This is a genomic window from Blastococcus goldschmidtiae, assembly GCF_031845325.1.
GTDB classification, from domain to species: domain Bacteria; phylum Actinomycetota; class Actinomycetes; order Mycobacteriales; family Geodermatophilaceae; genus Blastococcus; species Blastococcus goldschmidtiae.
This window is the reverse complement of the sequence record NZ_JAVREI010000005.1, coordinates 50,554-69,905: the sequence shown is the minus strand read 5'-3', so window position 1 is coordinate 69,905 and position 19,352 is coordinate 50,554. Positions and strand designations below refer to the sequence as shown.

The following is a 19,352-nucleotide window of genomic DNA, read 5'->3' as shown; positions in this document are numbered from 1 at the left end:
CGGATCGCCGCCGAGTATGGGGAGTGCGCGCATGGATCCGGTGAGCCTGCTGGTGGGCGGGGCCCTGCTCGCCTCGGGTTTCCTCGCCGGCCGCCTCGGCCGGCGTCGGCCCGCCCCTCCCCCACCGGTCACCCCGGTGTGCGGCTGCGGGCACGCGCTGAGCCAGCACGACCGGGACACCTCCACCTGCTACGCCGAGCTCAGGCGCGACACCTACGACAAGCGGGGCCGGTGGTCGGGGCACAGCTGGGTGCCGTGCACCTGCCGGCAGTACGTGGGCCCCCGTCCCATCGACGAGGTCTTCGCGCCCCGGCTGCTGCCCCCGACGGCCGACTGACGCCGTGGCCGAACACCCCTCCCAGCCGCCCAGGCGCCGGCGCGCCGGGCTGCTCGGGGTCACCGAACCCGTCCGCGCGCTGGCCAGCGCGGGCGCCTTCGCCGCCGGACTGCCCCTCCTGCAGCTGGCTCCGCGCGGCGAACCGCACCCGGTGCTCGTGCTCCCCGGCCTGATGGCGTCGGACGTCTCCACCCAGGTGCTGCGGGTGTGGCTGCGGCGGCTGGGCTACCCCGTCGTGGGCTGGGAACTGGGCCGCAACCGCGGGCCGACGCAGGAGATCGTCGACGCGCTCCCCCGGCTGCTCGACCGGCTGGCGGCCGAGCACGGGACGGCGGTGAGCATCGTCGGCCAGAGCCTGGGCGGGATCTTCGCCCGCACCATGGCGCGCCGGGCACCGCGCCAGGTCCGCCAGGTGATCTCGCTCGGCTCGCCCTTCGGCAGTGGCGACGTCGACGACAGCGCCGCCGCGCGGGTGTACCGGCGGTACTCCTCCCAGCACAGCACCCAGCGCATCTCCTCGGCACGCAACTCGCTCGCCGCTCCCCTGCCGGTGCCGAGCACCGCCGTCTACTCGCGGTGGGACGGCGTCGTCGACTGGCGTGCCTGCCGCCAGCAGCCCGGCCCGCGCAGCGAGAACGTCGCCGTGCACGCGAGCCACCTGGGCATGGCGCACGACCCGGCCGTGCTCTGGGTGATCGCCGACCGGCTCGCCCAGCCCCGGCACGACTGGCAGCCCTTCCAGCGCCCCGCCCGCTTCGGTCTGGGCGCCCTGTTCCCGGCGGAGGGCTGAGCAGGACCAGCGACCCGGACCGACGGGCGCCCCCGGTCCGCACCTGCCCCCGGTCCGCACCTGCCCCCGGTCCGCACCTGCCCCCGCTCCGACCGGGTGGTCACCGCAACCGCTGGGGCAGGCCCGCGGTCAGCAGCCACACCCGCTGCGAGGAGGCCGCCACCAGGGCGTTGAGCCTCCCGGTCTCGTCGCGGAACCGTCGTCCCGACGCGGTGGCGGGGACGATGCCGCTGCCCACCTCGTTGCTGACGGCGACCACCCGCCGGCGGGTGCTCGTCCACGCCGACAGCAGGTCGTCGACGGCGGCGGCGAGCCGGTCGTCGGCACCCGGCTGGTCCGTCCAGACGCCGCACTCGTCCATCGTCCCGGCGAGCCAGGTGGTCAGGCAGTCGACGAGCACCGGCGGACCGGGGCGGCTCAGCACGCCGGCGAGGTCCAGGGTCTCGACCGTCCGCCAGGACGCAGGCCGGCGCTCGCGGTGCAGCGCGATGCGATCGGCCCACTCGGGGTCGTCGGGACCGGGGACCGCACCGCAGGCGACGTAGTCGACGGCCCGCTCGTGGGCGAGCAGCTGTTCGGCGTACGAGGACTTTCCCGAACGTGCGCCACCGAGCACGAGCACACGTCGGGGTCGGCGGCGGAGCACGCCACGAGTCTGCCGCGCGGTTTCACCGGGTCCCCGGCGGGGGCAAGGAGCCGGGGTGCATGCGGAACAGGTGACCGACCCGGTGGCCTACCACGGCGAGGGGCCGGTGTGGTCCCCGTCCTGGGGTGGGCTGCGCTGGGTGGACATGCTGGCCGGTGACGTGCTGTCGCTGGCCGAGGACGGCGCGGTCGGCCGCCGCCACGTCAGCGAGATCGTCGCGGCGGTGCGGCCCCGCAGGAGCGGGGGCGCTGTTCTCGGCATCGAGCGCGGCTTCGCCCTGGAGGACGCCGACGGCACCCTCACCCGCCTCCTTCCGCTGTGGGACGACGAGGGGCTGCGGATGAACGAGGGTGGCTGCGACCCCGACGGGCGCTTCTACTGCGGCTCGATGGCCTACGACCAGCGCCCGGGCGCCGCGGCGCTCCACCGGCTCGAACCCGACGGCGCCACGACCGTCGTCGTCGAGGGCGTCACCGTCTCCAACGGGCTGGCCTGGAGCCCCGACGGCTCCCGCGCCTACTACGACGACACCGCCACCCATCGCGTCGACGTCTTCGACTACGACACCGAGCGCGGGCTGCACGGGCGGCGGCCGTTCGCCGAGATCCCCGACGGCGGCCTGCCCGACGGGCTCGCGGTCGACGAGCACGGCGGGGTCTGGGTGGCGCTCGCCGACCGGGGCGAGGTGTGGCGCTTCTCCGGCGACGGGGTGCACGACGGGGTGGTGGAGGTGCCCGTCGGCATGGTGACCGCCTGCACGTTCGGCGGAGCGGACCTCGACCAGTTGTTCATCACCACCTCCCGGGAGAACCTGCCGCCGGCCGCCGACCCCCTGGCCGGTTCCCTGTTCCGGGCCGACGTCGGCGTGCGCGGCCTGCCGGTGCGCGAGTTCGCCGGCTGACCACGGCCGGCGCTGTGCCAGGCTGGTGCGGGTGAGCGACGTCCAGGTGGTCACCAGTCGCGAGGTCCCGCTCGGGGGGCCACGCGCGATGACGGTGCGCCGCACCCTGCCCCAGCGCGCCCGGTCCCTCGTCGGTGCCTGGTGCTTCGCGGACCACTACGGGCCCGACGACGTCGCGCGCACCGGCGGCATGGACGTCCCACCCCATCCGCACACCGGACTGCAGACGGTCAGCTGGCTGTTCAGCGGCGAGATCGAGCACCGGGACACCACCGGCGCCCACGAGATCGTCCGGCCCGGGGAACTGAACGTGATGACCGGCGGCTCCGGCGTCGCGCACTCGGAGGTCTCGACGCGGGGCTCCGGCACGCTGCACGGCGTCCAGCTGTGGACGGCGCTCCCGGATGCGGCGAGGGACCTCCCCCGGTCCTTCGTGCACCACGTCCCCGAGGTGCTGCACCTGGCGGGCGCCACGGCCCGCGTGCTGCTCGGGACGCTGGCCGGCTGCACGTCACCGGTGCCCACGCACAGCCCGCTGCTCGGCGCGGAGCTGGTCGTCGAACCGGCCACGGAGGTCGTGCTCGACGTCGCGCCGGAGTTCGAGCACGGCGTACTGGTGGACCAGGGACCGGTCGTCCTCGACGGCGTCGCCCTGGGACGGGCCGAGCTGGGCTACACGTCGCCCGGCCGCCGCCAGCTGACGCTGGCCAACCCGGGGAACGATCATGCCCGGGTCATGCTGCTCGGCGGGGAGCCGTTCCCGGACCCGGTCGTTATGTGGTGGAACTTCATCGGGCGCACCCACGAGGAGATCGCCGGCTACCGCGAGGAGTGGGAGTCCGGCTCGCCCCGCTTCGGCCGGGTCGAGGGCTATGCCGGGGAGGTCCAGCGCCTGCCCGCGCCGCCGTTGCCCACCGTCCGGATGAAGCCCCGGATCGCTCCCCCGGCCTCCGGCGACCCCAGCGCCTGGGGCTGACCTCACGCTCCGGGCTGCGCGCTCCCCGGCTGCACCACGTGGTCGACCAGGCCGTAGGAGCGCGCCTCCTCGGCGGTGAACCAGCGGTCCCGGTCGGCGTCCGCGGTGATCTGCTCGACCGTCCGGCCGGTGTGCTGGGCGGTCAGCTCGGCGATCCGCCGCTTCATGGAGCTGAACGCCGCGGCCTGGACGGCGATGTCCGACTGCACTCCGGAGAGCCCGGCCGAGGGTTGGTGCATCAGGATCCGCGCGTTCGGGAGCGCGTACCGCTTGCCCGGAGCCCCGGCCGAAAGCAGGAACTGGCCCATCGACGCGGCGAAGCCCAGCGCCCACGTCGACACAGCCGGCCGGATGAGCTGCATGGTGTCGTAGATCGCCATCCCGGCCGTGACCGAGCCACCGGGCGAGTTGATGTAGAAGGTGATCTCCCGGATCGGGTCGTGCGCCGCCAGGAGCAGCAGCTCCGAGGTGATCCGGTTCGCGACGTCGTCGTCGACCGGCTGGCCGAGGAAGACGATCCGTTCCTCGAGCAGCCGGTCGCGCACCGACTCGCTGGTCCCCGTGGATCCTGCCGTCCCCACTGCGAGAAGCATCCTGCTCATCCTTCGACCTCCGTCTGCCTGATCGGTGAGGAGGTCGACGCTCGGGCATACGACGTCGCCGGCCAAGCCGTTTCAGCTGTGGGCGGAGGGTTGCGCGCAGAGCGCAACGGCTGGGCTCAGGCCAACCGGTCGCGGAACCCGGCCAGCGCCTCCTGCGTGGTGCCCTCCGGCGGGACGACGTGCACCTGGTCGATGGTGCCGCCGTAGCGCCGGGCGAGCTCGTCGGCGACCTCCGCGATGGGCCCGATGACGGAGAATGCGCCCAGCAGGTCGTCGTCGACGAGGTCGCCCATCCGCGCCCAGCGGTCGGGGTCGCTGCCGATGGACAGCGCGTGCAGGTGGTCGTGCAGCTCTCCCCGCCCGGCCCGGCGCAGGACGTCGGCGTAGGCGGGCGTGGATCCGTAGAACGCGATCTGCCTCCGCACGGCCAGCGTCTCCTGCTCGCCGGCCCCTGCCTCCCCGGTGACCACGACGAAGCCGGGGCAGTGCACGACCACGTCCGTGCGCTCCCTGCCCGACCTCTCCAGCCCCTCGTTCAGCGCAGGGAGGGTGACCGCGTGGAACCACTCCGGCGTGCTGAAGGCGTGCGGGATGAGCCCGTCGGCGACCTCACCGGCCAGCCGCGTCATGACGGGGCCGACAGCGGCGAGGTGCACCTCCGGTGCGGTGGGCGACGATTCCGGCCGGAACATGTCGGTCATCAGGGTGTGGTTGTAGTGCTCGCTGCGGAAGGCGAGCTGCTCCCCGGAGTTCCAGTCCGCCCAGATGGCGTGCAGCGCGGCCAGGTAGTCGCGCATCTGCGCTGCCGGCCGGCTGCTCCACGGCATGTCGAACCGCCGCGTGATGTGCGGCTTGATCTGCGTCCCCAGCCCGAGAACCGCTCGCCCGCCGGAGAGCAGGTGGAGGTAGTGCGCCGCGTTCGCCGTGACCATGGGGCTGCGGGCGAAGGCGACGGCGATGTGGGTCTCCAGCCGCATCTCCCCCGAGGACCCGGCCGCGACGGCCAGCGGCAGGAACGGGTCGTTCGCGACCTCCGAGGTGGAGAGCGCGTCGAACCCCAGGGACCTGGCCCGCGCCGCCTCGGTGGCGATCTCCCCGGCCGCGCCGCGCAGCCCGTACCCGATGCGCATCGTCGTCCCCCGCTCTACTTCGGGACCTGACGCATGAAGATCGACGGGTGCAGCCCGTCGGCCAGGGGCCGGAACTCCGTCTCCATCCGACGCGCCAGGTCGTCGAGATCCCACGGACCGTCCGAGGAGATCGAGGCCCGCACCTCGGGGTTGTTCCAGAGCGTCACGCCGTAGCCGGCCGCACCGAGGGTGCGACCGGAGATCCAGTCCGACGCCTCGCCCGCCAGGTACGTGACGAGCGGCGCGATGTTGTCCGGCGACCTCGAGTCGTCCCCGGCCGGCCGCTCGCCGCCACCCAGCAGCTTGTCCTGCGGGATGGTGGCGGTCAGCCGCGTCGCGGCGCCCGGCGCGATGGCGTTCGCGGTCACGCCGTAGCGGCCCAGCGCGTTGGCCAGGGAGGCGGTCAGGCCGATGATGCCCATCTTGGCCGCGGCGTAGTTCGGCTGCCCCGGTGAGCCCTGGAGGGCCGAGTCCGAGGTGAAGTTGATGATCCGGAAGTGGCCGTCCGGGTTGCGCTGCTCGCGCCAGTAGGCCGCGGCCGGCTTGACGGTGCTGAAGTGCCCGCGCAGGTGGACGCGGATGACGGCGTCCCAGTCCTCGTCGTCGAGGTTGAAGATCATCTTGTCGCGGAGGATGCCGGCCACGTTGACGACGACGTCGAGCTTGCCGTAGGTGCTCACGGCCAGGTCGACCAGCCGCTTGCCGGTCGCGGTGTCGGCGATGTCGCCGCCGTCGCTGACCGCCTCTCCCCCGGCCGCCACGATCTCCTCGGCGATGTCCCGGGCCGGGCCCTCGTCGCCGCCGGTGCCGTCCGGCCCGGCACCGAGGTCGTTGATCACGAGCTTCGCGCCCTGATCGGCGAACAGCCGGCTGACCGAGGCCCCGATCCCCCGGCCGGCGCCGGTGACGATGACGACCCGGCCGTCGAGCGTGCCGCTCATGGAGTGCCTCTCGGGAGATGGGTGCCGCCTCCCCCGCCGGACCGGGGCCCGCTGTGCGAGAGCGCGTTCTGCTCGTTGTGAGAGCACGTTCTACTACGCTGCGGAGCCGGCCCGCAAGGGTGCCCCGCCCGTCAGCAGCCCCACGTCGAAAGGACGGCCGATGCCCGGACCGAGCCCGCTCCCCACACCGGAGACAGCCCCGTACTGGGAGGGGGCGGCGGCCGGCGAGCTGCGCGTCCAGCAGTGCACCAGCTGCACCGAGCACTACTTCTACCCGCGACCGTTCTGCCCCCGGTGCGGGTCGGACGACGTCGCGTGGAAGGCCACGAGCGGGCGCGCCACCCTCGTCTCCTACGTCATCAACCACCGCCCCCTGCCGCCGTCGGACGGCCCGCTGGTCATCGCCCTGGTCCAGCTCGAGGAGGGTCCCCGGATGATGTCCAACGTCGTCGGGGTCGAGCCGACGCCGGAGCAGCTGCCGCTCGGGATGCCGCTCCGCGTGATCTTCGAGGAGCGCGGCGAGTACGCGATCCCGGTGTTCACCCCGGCGGAGGCGGCCCGATGACCACGACGTCCATGCACGGCGGCGGCATCGCGATCGTCGGGGCCTCGGAGACCACGGAGATCGGCAGCCTGCCCGGCATCTCCATGATCAACCTGCACGCGGACGCGGCGCGCAACGCACTGGCCGACGCCGGCCTCACGGCGAAGGACGTGGACGGGATCGCGACCGCCGGCCCGCTGGCGCACGAGGTCTCCCACCACCTGGGCATCACCCCGCGCTGGCTCGACGGCACGATGGTCGGCGGGTGCAGCTTCATGCTGCACGTCCGCCACGCCGCGGCAGCCATCGCCGCCGGAGCCGCCGACGTCGTCCTGGTGACCCACGGCGAGTCGGGGCGGTCGCGCGTGGGCATGGGCGGCCGGGCCCCCAACCCGGCCTCTGCTCAGGGGCAGTTCGAGGCCGTCTACGGCGCACAGACCCCGTACTCCACCTTCACGGTCCCGGCCCTGCACTTCCTCCAGGAGCGCGGCATGGAGCGCGAGGCCCTGGCACAGGTCGTCGTCGCCCAGCGCGCCTGGGCGGTGGACAACCCCCGGGCCTCCCGCCGGACCCCGACCACGGTGGAGGCGGTGCTCGACCAGCCGCCCATCGCCTGGCCGTTCACCAAGGACATGTGCTGCGTCGTCACCGACGGCGGCGGGGCGCTCGTGCTGACCTCCGCCGAGCGGGCCGCCGACCTGCCCGCGGGCGACCGGGCCGTCTACCTCCTGGGCTCGGGTGAGTCCGCCGAGGCCCCGATGGTCTCGCAGATGACCGACCCCGGGTCGTTCCAGGCCTTCCGCCGGGCGAGCGCGGAGGCCATGACGACGGCCGGGATCTCGCACGCCGACGTCGATCACCTCATGGCCTACGACGCCTTCGCACACCTCCCGCTGTACATGCTGGAGGACCTCGGCTTCGTCGGGCGGGGCGAGTCGCGGGACTTCATCGCCGAGGGGCACACCGGCAGGGGCGGCCGGCTGCCGATGAACACCAACGGCGGCGGGCTGTCCTACACGCACACCGGCATGTACGGGATGTTCGCCATCCAGGAGGCGGTGCGGCAGCTGCGCGGCGAGGCCTTCGCCCAGGTGCCCGACGTCCGCACGAGCTTCGTCCAGGGCGTCGGCATGTTCTTCGCCGCGGCGGGCAGCCTCGTCCTGGCGAACCGCCGGCCATGACGTCGTCCGACGCGGTCGAGATGACGACCGACGACCTGGCCGAGGAGCGCCTGTCCGGGCGCTCGTCGCAGGCGCGGGCCGCCCGCACCCAGCGCATGATCCGTGCTGCCATCGAGCTCGCCGGGCAGGGTGGCTACGAGGCCGTGCAGGTGCGCGAGGTGGCGGCCAGGGCGAAGGTCGCGCTGGCGACGTTCTACCGCTACTACCCCTCGAAGAAGCAGCTGCTGCTCGCCGCCGTCCAGTCCGAGATGGCCAAGCTCAGCGAGGACGTCGACGCGCGCCGTCCCCGCGGGGCGACGCCCGAGGCCCGGGCCGGCGAGGTCTTCGCCCGCGCCTTCCACGCCATGGTCAAGGATCCCGGCTTCGCGCACGCCGCGCTGTCGGTGCGCCAGTCACCGGTGCCCTTCGGCGCGCACGAGGAGCGCACGCCCCCGGCCGGGCACGACAACACGTTCGTCGACATCGCCGCCGCGGCGGCGTGGGGCGCCGGACACGAGGTGACGGCGGCGGAGTACCTGGCGCTGCACATGGTCGAGTCGCTGTGGATCGGCTGCACCGTGGACTGGCTCAACGGCCGGCTGACCGCCGACGCGGCCGAGCAGCGCATCCGCCTGGCTGCCGAGAAGCTGCTCGGCTGAGCGCCTCGCACCGCCCGCACAACCTGCGGACGTGACCCTCGCCTCATCCCCGTTCCTCCGGCTACGATGATCGCGCCGCGTAAGTAGAGCGTGTTCTCCCCAGCGAGCTCCGCCTCGCCGACGCGCTCAGACCGTCTCGCCACCCCCGTGCAAGAAGGGCTCACCACCATGTCGACCGACGAGTTCCGGGCCAACGCCCTGGCCTGGCTGCAGCAGAACGCCAAGCCCTTCGACGAGAACTCCCAGGGCGCGTCCGCGACCATCGAGGAGTCCAAGGCCTTCCAGAAGGGGCTGTGGGAGGCGGGCCTCGCCGGCATCACCTGGCCGGAGGAGTACGGCGGCCAGGGCCTCGGCACCGCCGAGCAGCTCGCCTTCAACGAGGTGGCGGCCGACTTCCGGATGCCCGTGGGCCCGTTCGTCATCGGCCTCGGCATGCCCGCGCCCACGCTGCTGGAGTTCGGCACCGAGGAGCAGAAGAAGCGCTACATCCCGCCGATGCTCCGCGGCGACGAGATCTGGAGCCAGCTGTTCTCCGAGCCCAGCGGCGGCTCCGACGTCGCCAGCCTGCAGACCTCCGCGGTGCGCACCGAGACCGGCTGGATGATCAACGGCCAGAAGGTGTGGACCTCCGGTGCGCAGTTCAGCGACTACGGCGCCGTGCTGGCCCGCACCGACCCGGCGCGGCCCAAGCACCAGGGCATCACGATGTTCATCGTCGACCTCCGCCACCCGGGCGTCACGGTCCGGCCCCTGGTGGTCGCCACCGGTGACGCGCCGTTCAACGAGGTCTTCTTCGACGACGTCCACGTCCCCGAGGACGCCGTCATCGGCGAGGTGAACAACGGCTGGACCGTGGCCGTGGCGATGCTGCGCTACGAGCGGGTCACCATCGGCACCGGCGTGCGCGCCCGCTCCAACCCGCTGGGCTACGACGCGCTGGTCGAGCTGGTCCGCGCGCGGGGTCTCGAGGGCGACGCGTCCGTCCGCCGGAGGCTCGCCCAGGTCGCCGCCCGGGAGAGCGCGATGCGGTCCTACAGCTCGGTGCTGCACCAGGAGGCCCGCGCCGGCCTGCCCATCGGCGCGCGGGGATCGGCGGCCAAGCTCGCCGGCGCCACCTTCCCGCTGTGGGTCTCCGACGTCGTCCAGGAGATCTTCGGCGAGGAGATCGCGCTGCAGACCCCGGACACCCTCCCCCTGGCCCGGTCGATCCTGGTCGCCCCCGGCGGCGCGACGGCCGGTGGCTCCAACGAGATCCAGCGCAACATCATCGCCGAGCGCGTACTGGGCCTGCCCAAGGACGCCGGCGTCGACAAGAACGTCCCCTTCAACCAGCTCAAGCTGTCCAAGTGACCGCCGCGTCCGCCCAAGGAGCGACCTCGTGACCCTCATCGACACCGACGACCAGCGCGATCTGGCCAGCAGCGTCAAGCGCTTCGTCGCCGGTCAGGCGCCGATGTCCGCCGTCCGGAAGACCATCGCTTCCGAGGCCTCCTTCGACCCCGAGGTCTGGCGGCGGCTGAGCCAGGACCTCGGCGTCGCGGGCCTGGCGATCCCCGAGGAGTACGGCGGCGCCGGCGCCTCGTGGTCCGAGCTCGTCGTCGCCCTGCGCGAGCTGGGCGCCGGCCTGGTGCCGACGCCGCTGCTGGCCACCAGCGTCCTGGCGACCGGCACGCTCCTCGCCCTGGACGACGAGGAGGCCCGGCGCGAGTGGCTGCCCCGCTTCGCCGAGGGCACCGCCGTCGGCACGCTGGCGGTCAGCGAGGGCCCGCGCCGCGAGTGGGCGGTGAGCGACTCGGCCTTCACCGTTGCGGACGGCACCCTCGCCGGCACGAAGACGGCGGTGCTCAACGCGGCGGAGGCCGACGTCCTGCTGGTTCCCACCGCCGAGGGGATCTTCCTCGTGGAGAAGGACGCCCCCGGCCTCACCGTCACCCCCGTCGAGTCACTGGACCTGACCCGCGGCATCGCGACGGTGTCCCTGGAGCGGACGCCGGGGCGCCTGCTCGCCGGGGACGCGGCCGCCGCCATCGACACGGTGGCCGTCCTGGCGGACCTGGCCCTGGCCACCGAGCAGGCCGCGGCGACCAAGGCGTGCCTGGACATGACGACCGAGTACGCCAAGATCCGCTACAGCTTCGGCCAGCCGATCGGCATCTACCAGGGCGTCAAGCACCCGCTCGCCGACATCTACACCGACTGGGCGCTGACCGACGCCGCCGTCCGCAAGGCGTCGGAGTCGCTGGCCCTCGGCAGCCCCACGGCGGCGCTGGACGCTGCGTCGGCCCGGCTGCTGGCCTCCAGCGGGTACGTCGAGGCCGCGAAGATGACCATGCTTCTGCACGGCGGCATCGGCTTCACCTGGGAACACGACGCGCACCTGTACTACCGCAACGCCATCACCGGCAACGTGCTCCTGGGTGGACCGGCGGCCCAGCAGGACCGCGTCGCAGCGTTGCTCGGCGTCTGACCGCCGTGTATCCCGGGACCTGGGCGCAGACGGCGCCGGACAAGACCGCGATCGTGATGGCCGGCTCCGGCCGGTCGCTCACCTACCGCCAGCTCGACGACAACAGTCGCCGGACTGCGCACTTCCTGCGGGACACCGTCGGGCTGGTGCCCGGCGACTCCGTCGTGGTGCTCAGCGACAACGTGCCCGAGGCGCTGGAGCTGTACTGGGCCGGCGTGCGCATCGGGCTGTACGTCACCTTCGCCAACAGCCACCTGGCTGCGCCGGAGGCCGACTACATCATCGAGAACTCCGGCGCGCGGGTGCTCTTCGTGTCGGCGAACCTGGCCGATCTCGCGTCGAAGCTCCAGGCGCCGTCGGCGCAGCACCGCCTCGCCTTCGGCGGGCCGGTGCCGGGCTACGACAGCTACGAGGCGGTGCGCGACGCGGCCTCGGACGAGCCGCTGGGTGACCAGCCGCGCGGCGACACGATGCTCTACTCGTCGGGCACCACGGGCCGGCCGAAGGGCATCAAGCGCCCGCTGACCGGGGCGCAGGTGGACGAGCAGAGCGCCATGTCGGCGACGTTGCAGCTGCTCTACGGCATGACGGACCAGACGATCTACCTGTCGCCGGCACCGGCGTACCACGCGGCGCCCATGGCGTTCATGGCCGCGGTGCAGTCGCTGGGCGGCACCGTGGTCATGATGGAGAGGTTCGACCCCGAGGGCGTTCTCGAGGCGATCCAGCGGTTCCGCGTCACCGAGATGCAGATGGTGCCGACGCACTTCGTGCGCCTGCTCAAGCTGCCGGAGAGCGTGCGCGCCACGTTCGACCTGTCCTCGCTGAAGATGGTCATCCACGCGGCCGCGCCGTGCCCGCCGGACGTCAAGCGGGCGATGATCGACTGGCTCGGGCCGATCATCATGGAGTACTACGCCTCCACCGAGGCCGCCGGCTCGACGTTCATCGACTCGGCCACCTGGTTGGAGCACCCGGGCTCGGTCGGGAAGCCCAGCACCCCGGGCAGCCTGCATGTCTGCGACGCCGAGGGCAAGGAGCTCGGGCCGCGCGAGGTCGGGACGATCTACTTCGCCTCGGCGACGGGCACGCGGCCGTTCAGCTACCACGGGGACGAGATGAAGTCCCAGAGCGCCGAGCACCCCGACAACCCCGGGTGGACCACCGTGGGCGACCTCGGCTACCTGGACGAGGACGGGTTCCTGCACCTGACCGACCGCTCGTCGTTCATGATCATCTCGGGTGGGGTCAACATCTACCCCCAGGAGATCGAGAACGCCTTCACGCTGCACCCGAAGGTGGCCGACATCGGCGTCATCGGCGTGCCCGACCCCGAGATGGGCGAGCGCGTGGTCGCCTTCGTCGAGCCCGCCCCGGGCGTTGAGGTGGCGGACGACCTGGCGGGCGAACTCGCCACGTTCGCCCGTGAGCACCTCGCCGGCTACAAGGTCCCGCGGGAGTTCCACTTCCGCGAGGCCCTGCCGCGGACGCCCACCGGCAAGATGGTGAAGGGCAGGCTCCGCGACGAGTACGCCGCCACGGTGGGCTGACGTACCGCACTGAGGGACCGGCCCAGCGGCCGGTCCCTCAGTGGGCGCGAGGTCCCACGGATCTCGAGCGGATCAGTCCTCTTCTTCCTCGAGCTCCTCGTCGCCGACGCCTTCTTCCTCCACGATGCCTCCGTCGTCGACGGGCTCGTCCTCACCGCAGGCGGTCATGGTGAAGGAGGCGGCGGCGATGGCGACCCCGGCGGCGGCGGCGCGCCACCGGTTGCGACGTACGGGCAGCGAAGTGCGGTTCATGGTTCTCCTCGGTGTCGGGGCGACCGTGGCCGCCGGCGTCCTATGCACCTCCGCAATGCCCGGCGGCGGGCGCCCCGACCCCGCCGACGGGTCGACGTCACGGATCCGTCACATGCACTGGTCCGCCCGCCGTCGCAGGCCCGGTCCGCAGGTGGGCACGGAAGCCTCGACCGGTTCTCCTGAGCCGCGCGAACACCACGACGTTGTCCCGATAGCTCCGTGCAGACGCGTCGAAGCTGCCCCCGCAGGTGATCGAACGGGTCGACCTCGGCGACGTCGGGCCCAGCGGTCCGTCGGCGCCGCCGCACGTCCGGGCCCGGCTACCCCTTCACCTGGGTCGTGTGGGTGAACGTGATCAGCAGCAGCCCGCCGATCATGTTGCCCGCCGTGGCCAGCCCGAGGTTCCGCCACAGGTCGACGTAGGCCACCGCGTCGGAGAGCCAGATGCCGAACAGGAGGTGCAACGCGGACACGACGACGTGGTCGAACGGTCCCAGCGCCAGCAGGAACCCGACGAGGTACGCGACGAGGATCCGCGCCGCCACGCTGTTGCACCCCTGCACCATGTAGGACAGCAGGGTGATCAGCGCCCCGGCGAACAGCGCCCGGACGAACGTGGCCGCCCACTCCTTGGCGGCGATGTCCTCGGCCACCGAGACCAGGGCATCAGCGGCACCGGGCGGCAGCGCCCCGGGGACCGTCATGAGGGCCACCAGGATCCCCCCGCCCACCAGGTTGAGGGCCAGCGTCACCACCCAGAGGCGCCCCAGCCGGAGCCACGGCTTCCGGCCGTTCTCCGAGACGGCGGCGGCCACCGGGTCGAAGAAGTCCTCCGTGAACAGCTCCGACCGCCCCACGATCAGGAACACCACACCGACGGCGAAGGCCAGCGCTCCGGCGACGGAGGCAACCCCCGGGCTGACGGCCGGTCCGAGGTCCCCCTCGATGACGCCGAGCGCCACGATGCCGAAGACGATCGTGACCCCGGCGATGAAGGCAGTCGAGACCATGTCCAGCAGCGACATGGAGAGCCGCCGGTGGCCCTCCTCCTTCGAGCGCTCGTAGATGTCCTTCGGGCTAGGGGCGACAGCCATGCCCACCTCCCATGACGGCCCGGACCTCAGCCATCGGTCAGATCGCCGTCGGCTGACAGCACGACGTCCTCCACGCGGTAGTGGATCGTCTGCACGCGGATGCACCCCTCCTCGATCAGATGGCTGTCGACGCCGGACCGCACCCGCACGCTCTCTTTGCTCCCGCTCCACTCAAGCAGCGCCACGCGGTCGTCGGCGAGGGCGTAGACGTAGCTGTACGAGCCGCCGTCGCCGAGCGCCTTCCAGAGCCGGTGCGCCGACCCCCGGACGCCGTCGTGGCCCCGGAAGACCTGGCGGGCGGTCAGGATCACCACCTGCGGGTCGTAGTTCCGGCGGAGGTCTTCCTCGAGGTCCCCGGAGCGGCGCAGCCTCAGGTGGTCGGCCAGCACCTCCTCGCTGCCCCGCGGGCACAGCGCTGCCCGGTCGTCCTCCCCGGGCTGGGTCGCCGGTCCGGCCACTCGTTCCTCCTACTCGGCCGCCGTGTCGGTCGGCCGTGGTCCGTCGGGTCTCAGCCCGCGCAGGGCGTCTCGGGACCGCGCGGCGACGCCTCGGGGCTGGGCTTGCGGCCAGGCTCGAAGCCCACGTCGGCGAAGACGACGTCGACCGGGTCGGCGTAGCGCTTGCCGTTGCGGGGGTCGTGCCGCATCCACGACGGCGGCTCGATGCGCACGGCGACCGTGAACGGCCCCTCCCCCGGCACCTTGGCGTTGAACCCGTAGTGGTGCAGGAAAGGGTGCCAGAGGAAGGGCGCCTGCTGGCTGAACAGCTCACGGTCGCCGTCCTGGACGGTGACCGTGACGTCCAGGCCAGGGACGAACCGCCCGTCGGCCAGGTCCGCGACGGCGACCTCGATGTGGGCCGCGCCGTCCTCCTCGGCCATGGCCTGCACAGCGGCGCCGTAGGCGTCCCCCTGCCGCCTCGCCACGTCCAGCTGATCGGGCTCGGCCTCGTTGCTCTTCTCCATGGGGGGCGCCGCCGCCGGCGTCGTCCGGTCCTCGACGGCATGTCCTGCAGCCATGGGGGCTCCTCTCGCTGAGCGGCCGGTGCCCGGATCCGCTGCCCTCGGACCGGATCCGGAAACCGCCACCCCGGAACCGTCACGCCACTGACATGTGGACGGCGCGGACAGGCTGCGGAGCTCCGACCGCGAGGACGACCGCACGCTGACCGCCGTGGTCGATCCCGGCACCGATCGTCCCGTCGGGAAGAGTCAGCACTCTCTGGATCCCGAGGGCCGCCGCCGCGGTGGCGGAGCGGTCAGGGGAGGACGTAGCCCGACGGGCCCACCGTCAGGTCCCCCTCCCGAGGGTCCTCGGAGAAGACGAGCACGCCGTCGCGCCGGCTCTCGGGCGGGAGGTAAGCGACCGCAGCGGTGGACTGCTCGACCTGCCGCCCCTCCCGGGTGAGGGTTCCCGACAGCTGGACCTGCTCGGCCGTCCGGCCGCCGTTGTTGACGACCTCGAAGTGGACGGCGTAGCCGGCCAGAGCCGGCTCGATCGCCGTCACGCTGACCGCGAGCTCCGGGCCGGTCTCCCGCACCGCCAGCGTCTGGTAGGCCAGGAACGCGAGCAGGGCGAGGACCACGAGGCCACCGACCGCGCCGACGACGTACTCCCCCGGCGTCGTCCCGCCCTTCTTCTGCTGCTCGCCCTGCTCCTCGTCGTCCGACGAACTCATGCCGCTACTCCTTCGCTCAGAGGATCAGTCGTGCGGCGGCGGCGCCGAGGCTGGCCGGGAGGGCGAGCACCACCGTCTCGGACACGATCGCGACCATGCCCAACCCGTCGAACCGGCCGAACGTCCAGAGCACGTAGGCGGAGATGGCGAGCGCGATCACGTAGCCGACCACCGTCAGGGTCACGAACGCGTGGACCGGGCGGTCGGCGTGCTCCTGGCCCTTGAACCCCACCGAGTACACGAAACCGTGCATGAACACCACGCTGAGGACGACGAGTGCAGCGGTGTGGACCTCGCTCATCTTCGCCGCCAGGAGCACGACCTCCTCGGTCGGCGCGATGTTGGCGGCGAAGACGACCGCGCCCGCCGCCATGAGGAACAGCTCGTGCTGGTACCCCGCGGCCTCACCCTTCTGGCTGCCTTCGCCGAGCTGGCTGCGCGCATAGGACGCGCCGATCGCCGCGGGCAACGCCTCGATGGCGACCACCGAGACCGCGTCCTGCCAGTCCCCGATCGGGTTCACCACCGCGAGCACGGTGAGGACCAGCCCGGCCGCGATCACGGCCACGAGGAGGGCCACCCCCGTGTCCACGAGGTGTCCGGTGAAACCGGTTCCGCCGGCACCTGCACCGAACACCCGCGCCAGGCCGAGCACGAGGAGTGCGGTCAGGAGCACCAGGAGCCCGAGCCGGAACCGGTCCACCGTGTGGCCGAGTTGCCACAGCTCCATGGTCATCAGCAACGGCAGGGAGAACAGCAACGCCCCGCCGAACGCCCGGCCGACCCCGCGGAAGAGATTTCGCCCGTCCTCCGCGCCCTGTGTGTCCGGGCGAGCCTCCGATGCGCGGATGTCCGGGTCCGCCGTCGTCGGCTGGTCATCGATGCTCATTCGGAGAACCCCCAGGGAACGTCGGGACCCGGTGCCGTACGGATACGGGGCCTGCTCGGGCGGCGTCGCCGTGCGCGGGCGCGCTGCGTCTCGGGAGGTCACGGAGCGACCGTCGGATGTCGACGCGCCGGCTGCCTGACGCGCAGGTGGCGGGAGCACCCGCCACTCCGGGCGACCCTACGCGGCCCGCTTCTCCGGGGAACGGTCCATCATCCGACCGACATCCGTGGTGGAGGAGCGACGGTTTCCACGGTGGGCTTCCCGCCTGCGATCAGAACGGTGGCGGGGCCTCGGCAACCGCCGGCGGTGGGCCGGGGGGGCTCGACGAGCACCCGCCACCCCGGGGGCCGGCTGACCCGGGTGGCGCCGGACGGCGTGATGACGGTGAGCATCCCGCCGCCGCTCATGGTGTGCGCCCAGCCGTCGGCGTGGGTCTTGAGGCGATGGTGCCGACGGCACAGGCAGCACAGGTTGTTCACCCATCACTAGTCTGCCCCCTATGCCAGACGTTACGGCCGCAGCCGTGTACGCCCGGATCAGCAGCGACACCGAGGGCCGAGCCCTCGGCGTCGCCCGGCAGGTCGAGGACTGCCGACGGTTGGCGGGGAGCCTCGGCTGGCAAGTCGCACAGGAGTACGTGGACAACGACCTGTCCGCCTACTCCGGCAAGCGGCGACCCGCCTACGAGCAGATGCTGGCCGACCTCACTGACGGGCTGAGGGACGCGGTGATCTGCTATCACGTGGACCGGCTGACCCGTAGGCCGGTGGAGTTGGAGCAGTTCGTCGCCACCGTGGACGCAGCCGGTGTTCGCCAGGTCCGGTTCGTGTCCGGGGACATGGACCTGGGCACCGGAGACGGCCTATTGATCGGAAGGATCATGGCAGCGGTGGCAGCGAACGAGTCAGCGTCCAAGAGCCGACGAGTGCGCCGCAAAAACGATCAAATCGCAGCCGAGGGACGACCGCACGGCGGTAACCGGCGACCGTTCGGCTACGAGATAGACCGGATCACCGTGCGCCAGGACGAGGCCCAGGTAATCCGGCAGATGGTCCGCCGCTACCTGGCCGGGGAAAGCCTGCGGTCGCTCTGCATGTGGCTGGAGGACAACGGCATCCGCACCACGACCGGCGTCGAGTGGCACAGCCCATCCCTGCGCGGAGTACTCAAGTCCGGTCGCATCGCCGGTCTGCGCGAGCACCGCGGCGAAGTCGTCGGCCCCGCCATGTGGGACGCGATCATCACCCCGGCGGATCGCGACCGGGTGCTCGCCCGCATGACCGAGCAGGCAGTTACCGGCCGCCGGAGCCCACGCCGCTACCTGCTGTCCGGCCTGCTTCGGTGCGGTCGCTGCAGCGGCAAGCTCTACTCCTCCCCGCGCAAAGACCGCCGCCGGTACGTGTGCATCTCCGGCCCCGACCACGGCGGCGGCTGCGGTCGGCTGACCGTCACCGCGGAGCCGCTCGAGCAGATGCTGACCGAGGCGATCCTGCAGCGCCTGGACAGCCCCGCCCTGGCCGATGCCTTGAGTGGCCGGGCCGGGGACAGCCTGGCCGTCGAGCTCAGCGACGGCCTGGCCGCCGACCAGGCCCAGCTGGACGAGCTCGCTGTCATGTTCGGAAAGCAGGAGATCAGCGCACGCGAGTGGCGCGCGGCCCGCGAACCCATCGAGCGAAGGATGCGCGACCGGGAACGGCAGTTGCGAACTGCCACGCACACCGACGCCCTGGCCGGTCTGCCCGGCAACGGCAGCCGCCTACGCGGCGAGTGGTCCAGGCTCAACCTCACCCGACAGGCCGCGATCGTCTCAGCCCTCCTCGACCACGCCATCGTCGACCCCGGGCAGCAGGGCAGCCGCGCCCTCGACCCGACCCGAGTCCGAGCGGTCTGGCGGATCTGACGACCTCGCCGCCGACAGGAGGGCCGCCACGTCCGCCAGAACACGCGGATCGGTGACCAGCACCGACACTCCCTGTTCGGCGCAGGACGCGGCCAGCCAGGCGGCGACGTCCTCGGCGCTCACTCCCATGCCAACTCCACCGCCGCCGAAGGACCATCACGGCGAGGCTCGCCAGCCACCGGTATCGGTGCTTGGGCATCTGTCGACCCGGGTAGGTGGTCAGCCGCCGCGCCAGCGGTTCGCCTGTGCCGCGAGGCCTCCATAGCTGCCCGGTTTGCCGCCCGGACTTCCCTGACTGTGAGTCCCCATTGGCGCGAGCTAGACCAGGTGCGATACCGAGCCGGTGCCCTGCCCCGGGTGACCTCGCCGGTTCGGGTGTTCACCACGTCGACCGCCCACGGTGCTTCTCCGCGCTGGTCGGTGGCCTTCGTGGCGTACTTCGCCGCGTAGTGCGCGTGCCGCTGCGGCGACAGTGGGCTCAGGTCGACCTGGCAGCCGAAGCCAGCAGCCAACGCCAGCTCCTGGACCTAGCCGCGTGGCAGCGGCTCGGCGGACCACACCAGGACGTGCAGGTGCAGCGCGCCCCGCTTCTGCACCTCGACCACCCGGAAGTACTCGAACGAGCACAACCGCGACAGCCCGAGTCGTAGCCGGTTCCACGCCTGACCGGCGGCCGCGTTCCACTCCGCCAGATCACCCACCCGGCAACCGCAGGGTCCACCACCGCCGGGTCGCCCGGGGATCCACCGGGCGTGCTCGCGCTCACCTGGCGCGGTCAACGTCAGGAAAGAACCGTGACCACGGTGCGCCGACGCCGACCGCGACTCGGCTATCCGG

Annotated in this window: 22 protein-coding genes; 11 read left to right on the top strand and 11 right to left on the bottom strand. The window is 72.4% G+C overall.

Features of this window, described 5'->3' with window-relative positions; all coding sequences use genetic code 11:
- Window positions 1-31: 31 nt before the first annotated feature.
- A complete protein-coding gene (locus RM425_RS09615; protein ID WP_311344975.1) occupies window positions 32-337 on the top strand; it encodes a hypothetical protein in 306 nt (101 codons plus the stop codon).
- 4 nt (window positions 338-341) lie between these two features.
- On the top strand, window positions 342-1,127 hold the full coding sequence (locus tag RM425_RS09610) for an esterase/lipase family protein (RefSeq protein WP_311344974.1): 786 nt from the start codon (window positions 342-344) through the stop codon (window positions 1,125-1,127).
- Between the two features lie 100 nt (window positions 1,128-1,227).
- On the opposite strand, the gene cobU is transcribed toward RM425_RS09610, so the two are convergent.
- A complete protein-coding gene (gene cobU / locus RM425_RS09605) occupies window positions 1,228-1,773 on the bottom strand; it encodes a bifunctional adenosylcobinamide kinase/adenosylcobinamide-phosphate guanylyltransferase (protein ID WP_311344973.1) in 546 nt (181 codons plus the stop codon).
- Window positions 1,774-1,828: 55 nt separating this feature from the next.
- Here cobU and RM425_RS09600 point away from each other — a divergent pair, with 55 nt between their 5' ends.
- Together RM425_RS09600 and RM425_RS09595 are read left to right on the top strand one after the other, a co-directional pair.
- On the top strand, window positions 1,829-2,674 hold the full coding sequence (locus tag RM425_RS09600; protein ID WP_311344972.1) for an SMP-30/gluconolactonase/LRE family protein: 846 nt from the start codon (window positions 1,829-1,831) through the stop codon (window positions 2,672-2,674).
- A 31-nt stretch (window positions 2,675-2,705) separates the two neighbouring features.
- The gene (locus RM425_RS09595; RefSeq protein ID WP_311344971.1) at window positions 2,706-3,650 is read left to right on the top strand and encodes a pirin family protein; all 945 of its coding nucleotides are present in this window, start codon (window positions 2,706-2,708) and stop codon (window positions 3,648-3,650) included.
- A gap of 2 nt (window positions 3,651-3,652) precedes the next feature.
- On the opposite strand, the gene RM425_RS09590 is transcribed toward RM425_RS09595, so the two are convergent.
- The 3 genes from RM425_RS09590 to RM425_RS09580 form a co-directional block, all read right to left on the bottom strand.
- A complete protein-coding gene (locus RM425_RS09590) occupies window positions 3,653-4,243 on the bottom strand; it encodes an ATP-dependent Clp protease proteolytic subunit (protein ID WP_311344970.1) in 591 nt (196 codons plus the stop codon).
- 125 nt (window positions 4,244-4,368) lie between these two features.
- Window positions 4,369-5,382, bottom strand: coding sequence for a TIGR03617 family F420-dependent LLM class oxidoreductase (locus tag RM425_RS09585; protein WP_311344969.1), 1,014 nt, complete (start codon window positions 5,380-5,382; stop codon window positions 4,369-4,371).
- Between the two features lie 14 nt (window positions 5,383-5,396).
- A complete protein-coding gene (locus RM425_RS09580; protein WP_311344968.1) occupies window positions 5,397-6,323 on the bottom strand; it encodes an SDR family NAD(P)-dependent oxidoreductase in 927 nt (308 codons plus the stop codon).
- Window positions 6,324-6,483: 160 nt separating this feature from the next.
- On the opposite strand from RM425_RS09580, the gene RM425_RS09575 reads away from it, so the two are divergent.
- From RM425_RS09575 to RM425_RS09550, 6 genes are all read left to right on the top strand, one after another.
- Window positions 6,484-6,888 carry a Zn-ribbon domain-containing OB-fold protein gene (locus RM425_RS09575; protein WP_311344967.1) on the top strand — a complete coding sequence of 135 codons (405 nt, stop codon included), beginning with the start codon at window positions 6,484-6,486 and terminating at the stop codon, window positions 6,886-6,888.
- Window positions 6,885-8,048, top strand: a complete 1,164-nt coding sequence (locus tag RM425_RS09570) for a thiolase C-terminal domain-containing protein (RefSeq protein WP_311344966.1) — start codon at window positions 6,885-6,887, stop codon at window positions 8,046-8,048. Before RM425_RS09575 ends, RM425_RS09570 begins: the two co-directional genes overlap by 4 nt.
- Window positions 8,045-8,686, top strand: a complete 642-nt coding sequence (locus tag RM425_RS09565) for a TetR/AcrR family transcriptional regulator (RefSeq protein WP_311344965.1) — start codon at window positions 8,045-8,047, stop codon at window positions 8,684-8,686. The genes RM425_RS09570 and RM425_RS09565 overlap by 4 nt, the downstream gene beginning before the upstream one ends.
- A gap of 168 nt (window positions 8,687-8,854) precedes the next feature.
- Window positions 8,855-10,036 carry an acyl-CoA dehydrogenase family protein gene (locus RM425_RS09560; protein WP_311344964.1) on the top strand — a complete coding sequence of 394 codons (1,182 nt, stop codon included), beginning with the start codon at window positions 8,855-8,857 and terminating at the stop codon, window positions 10,034-10,036.
- A 28-nt stretch (window positions 10,037-10,064) separates the two neighbouring features.
- On the top strand, window positions 10,065-11,153 hold the full coding sequence (locus tag RM425_RS09555) for an acyl-CoA dehydrogenase family protein (RefSeq protein ID WP_311344963.1): 1,089 nt from the start codon (window positions 10,065-10,067) through the stop codon (window positions 11,151-11,153).
- Between the two features lie 5 nt (window positions 11,154-11,158).
- Window positions 11,159-12,703 carry an acyl-CoA synthetase gene (locus RM425_RS09550; RefSeq protein WP_311344962.1) on the top strand — a complete coding sequence of 515 codons (1,545 nt, stop codon included), beginning with the start codon at window positions 11,159-11,161 and terminating at the stop codon, window positions 12,701-12,703.
- Window positions 12,704-12,775: 72 nt separating this feature from the next.
- Here the strand turns inward: RM425_RS09550 and RM425_RS09545 are convergent, their stop codons facing one another.
- The 6 genes from RM425_RS09545 to RM425_RS09520 form a co-directional block, all read right to left on the bottom strand.
- Window positions 12,776-12,955, bottom strand: coding sequence for a hypothetical protein (locus RM425_RS09545; RefSeq protein WP_311344961.1), 180 nt, complete (start codon window positions 12,953-12,955; stop codon window positions 12,776-12,778).
- Window positions 12,956-13,275: 320 nt separating this feature from the next.
- Window positions 13,276-14,049: a formate/nitrite transporter family protein gene (locus tag RM425_RS09540; protein WP_311344960.1), complete on the bottom strand. Its 774-nt coding sequence runs from the start codon at window positions 14,047-14,049 to the stop codon at window positions 13,276-13,278.
- A 26-nt stretch (window positions 14,050-14,075) separates the two neighbouring features.
- On the bottom strand, window positions 14,076-14,507 hold the full coding sequence (locus RM425_RS09535; protein ID WP_311344959.1) for a nuclear transport factor 2 family protein: 432 nt from the start codon (window positions 14,505-14,507) through the stop codon (window positions 14,076-14,078).
- Window positions 14,508-14,557: 50 nt separating this feature from the next.
- The gene (locus tag RM425_RS09530) at window positions 14,558-15,067 is read right to left on the bottom strand and encodes an iron transporter (RefSeq protein ID WP_311344958.1); all 510 of its coding nucleotides are present in this window, start codon (window positions 15,065-15,067) and stop codon (window positions 14,558-14,560) included.
- Between the two features lie 239 nt (window positions 15,068-15,306).
- Window positions 15,307-15,726, bottom strand: coding sequence for a TIGR02588 family protein (locus RM425_RS09525; RefSeq protein ID WP_311344957.1), 420 nt, complete (start codon window positions 15,724-15,726; stop codon window positions 15,307-15,309).
- Between the two features lie 16 nt (window positions 15,727-15,742).
- Complete coding sequence (locus tag RM425_RS09520) at window positions 15,743-16,615, bottom strand: TIGR02587 family membrane protein (RefSeq protein ID WP_311344956.1); 873 nt, start codon at window positions 16,613-16,615, stop codon at window positions 15,743-15,745.
- Between the two features lie 499 nt (window positions 16,616-17,114).
- Here RM425_RS09520 and RM425_RS09515 point away from each other — a divergent pair, with 499 nt between their 5' ends.
- Complete coding sequence (locus tag RM425_RS09515; RefSeq protein WP_311344955.1) at window positions 17,115-18,515, top strand: recombinase family protein; 1,401 nt, start codon at window positions 17,115-17,117, stop codon at window positions 18,513-18,515.
- Window positions 18,516-19,042: 527 nt separating this feature from the next.
- Here the strand turns inward: RM425_RS09515 and RM425_RS09510 are convergent.
- A complete protein-coding gene (locus RM425_RS09510) occupies window positions 19,043-19,216 on the bottom strand; it encodes a rolling circle replication-associated protein (RefSeq protein WP_311344954.1) in 174 nt (57 codons plus the stop codon).
- Window positions 19,217-19,352 lie beyond the last annotated feature (136 nt).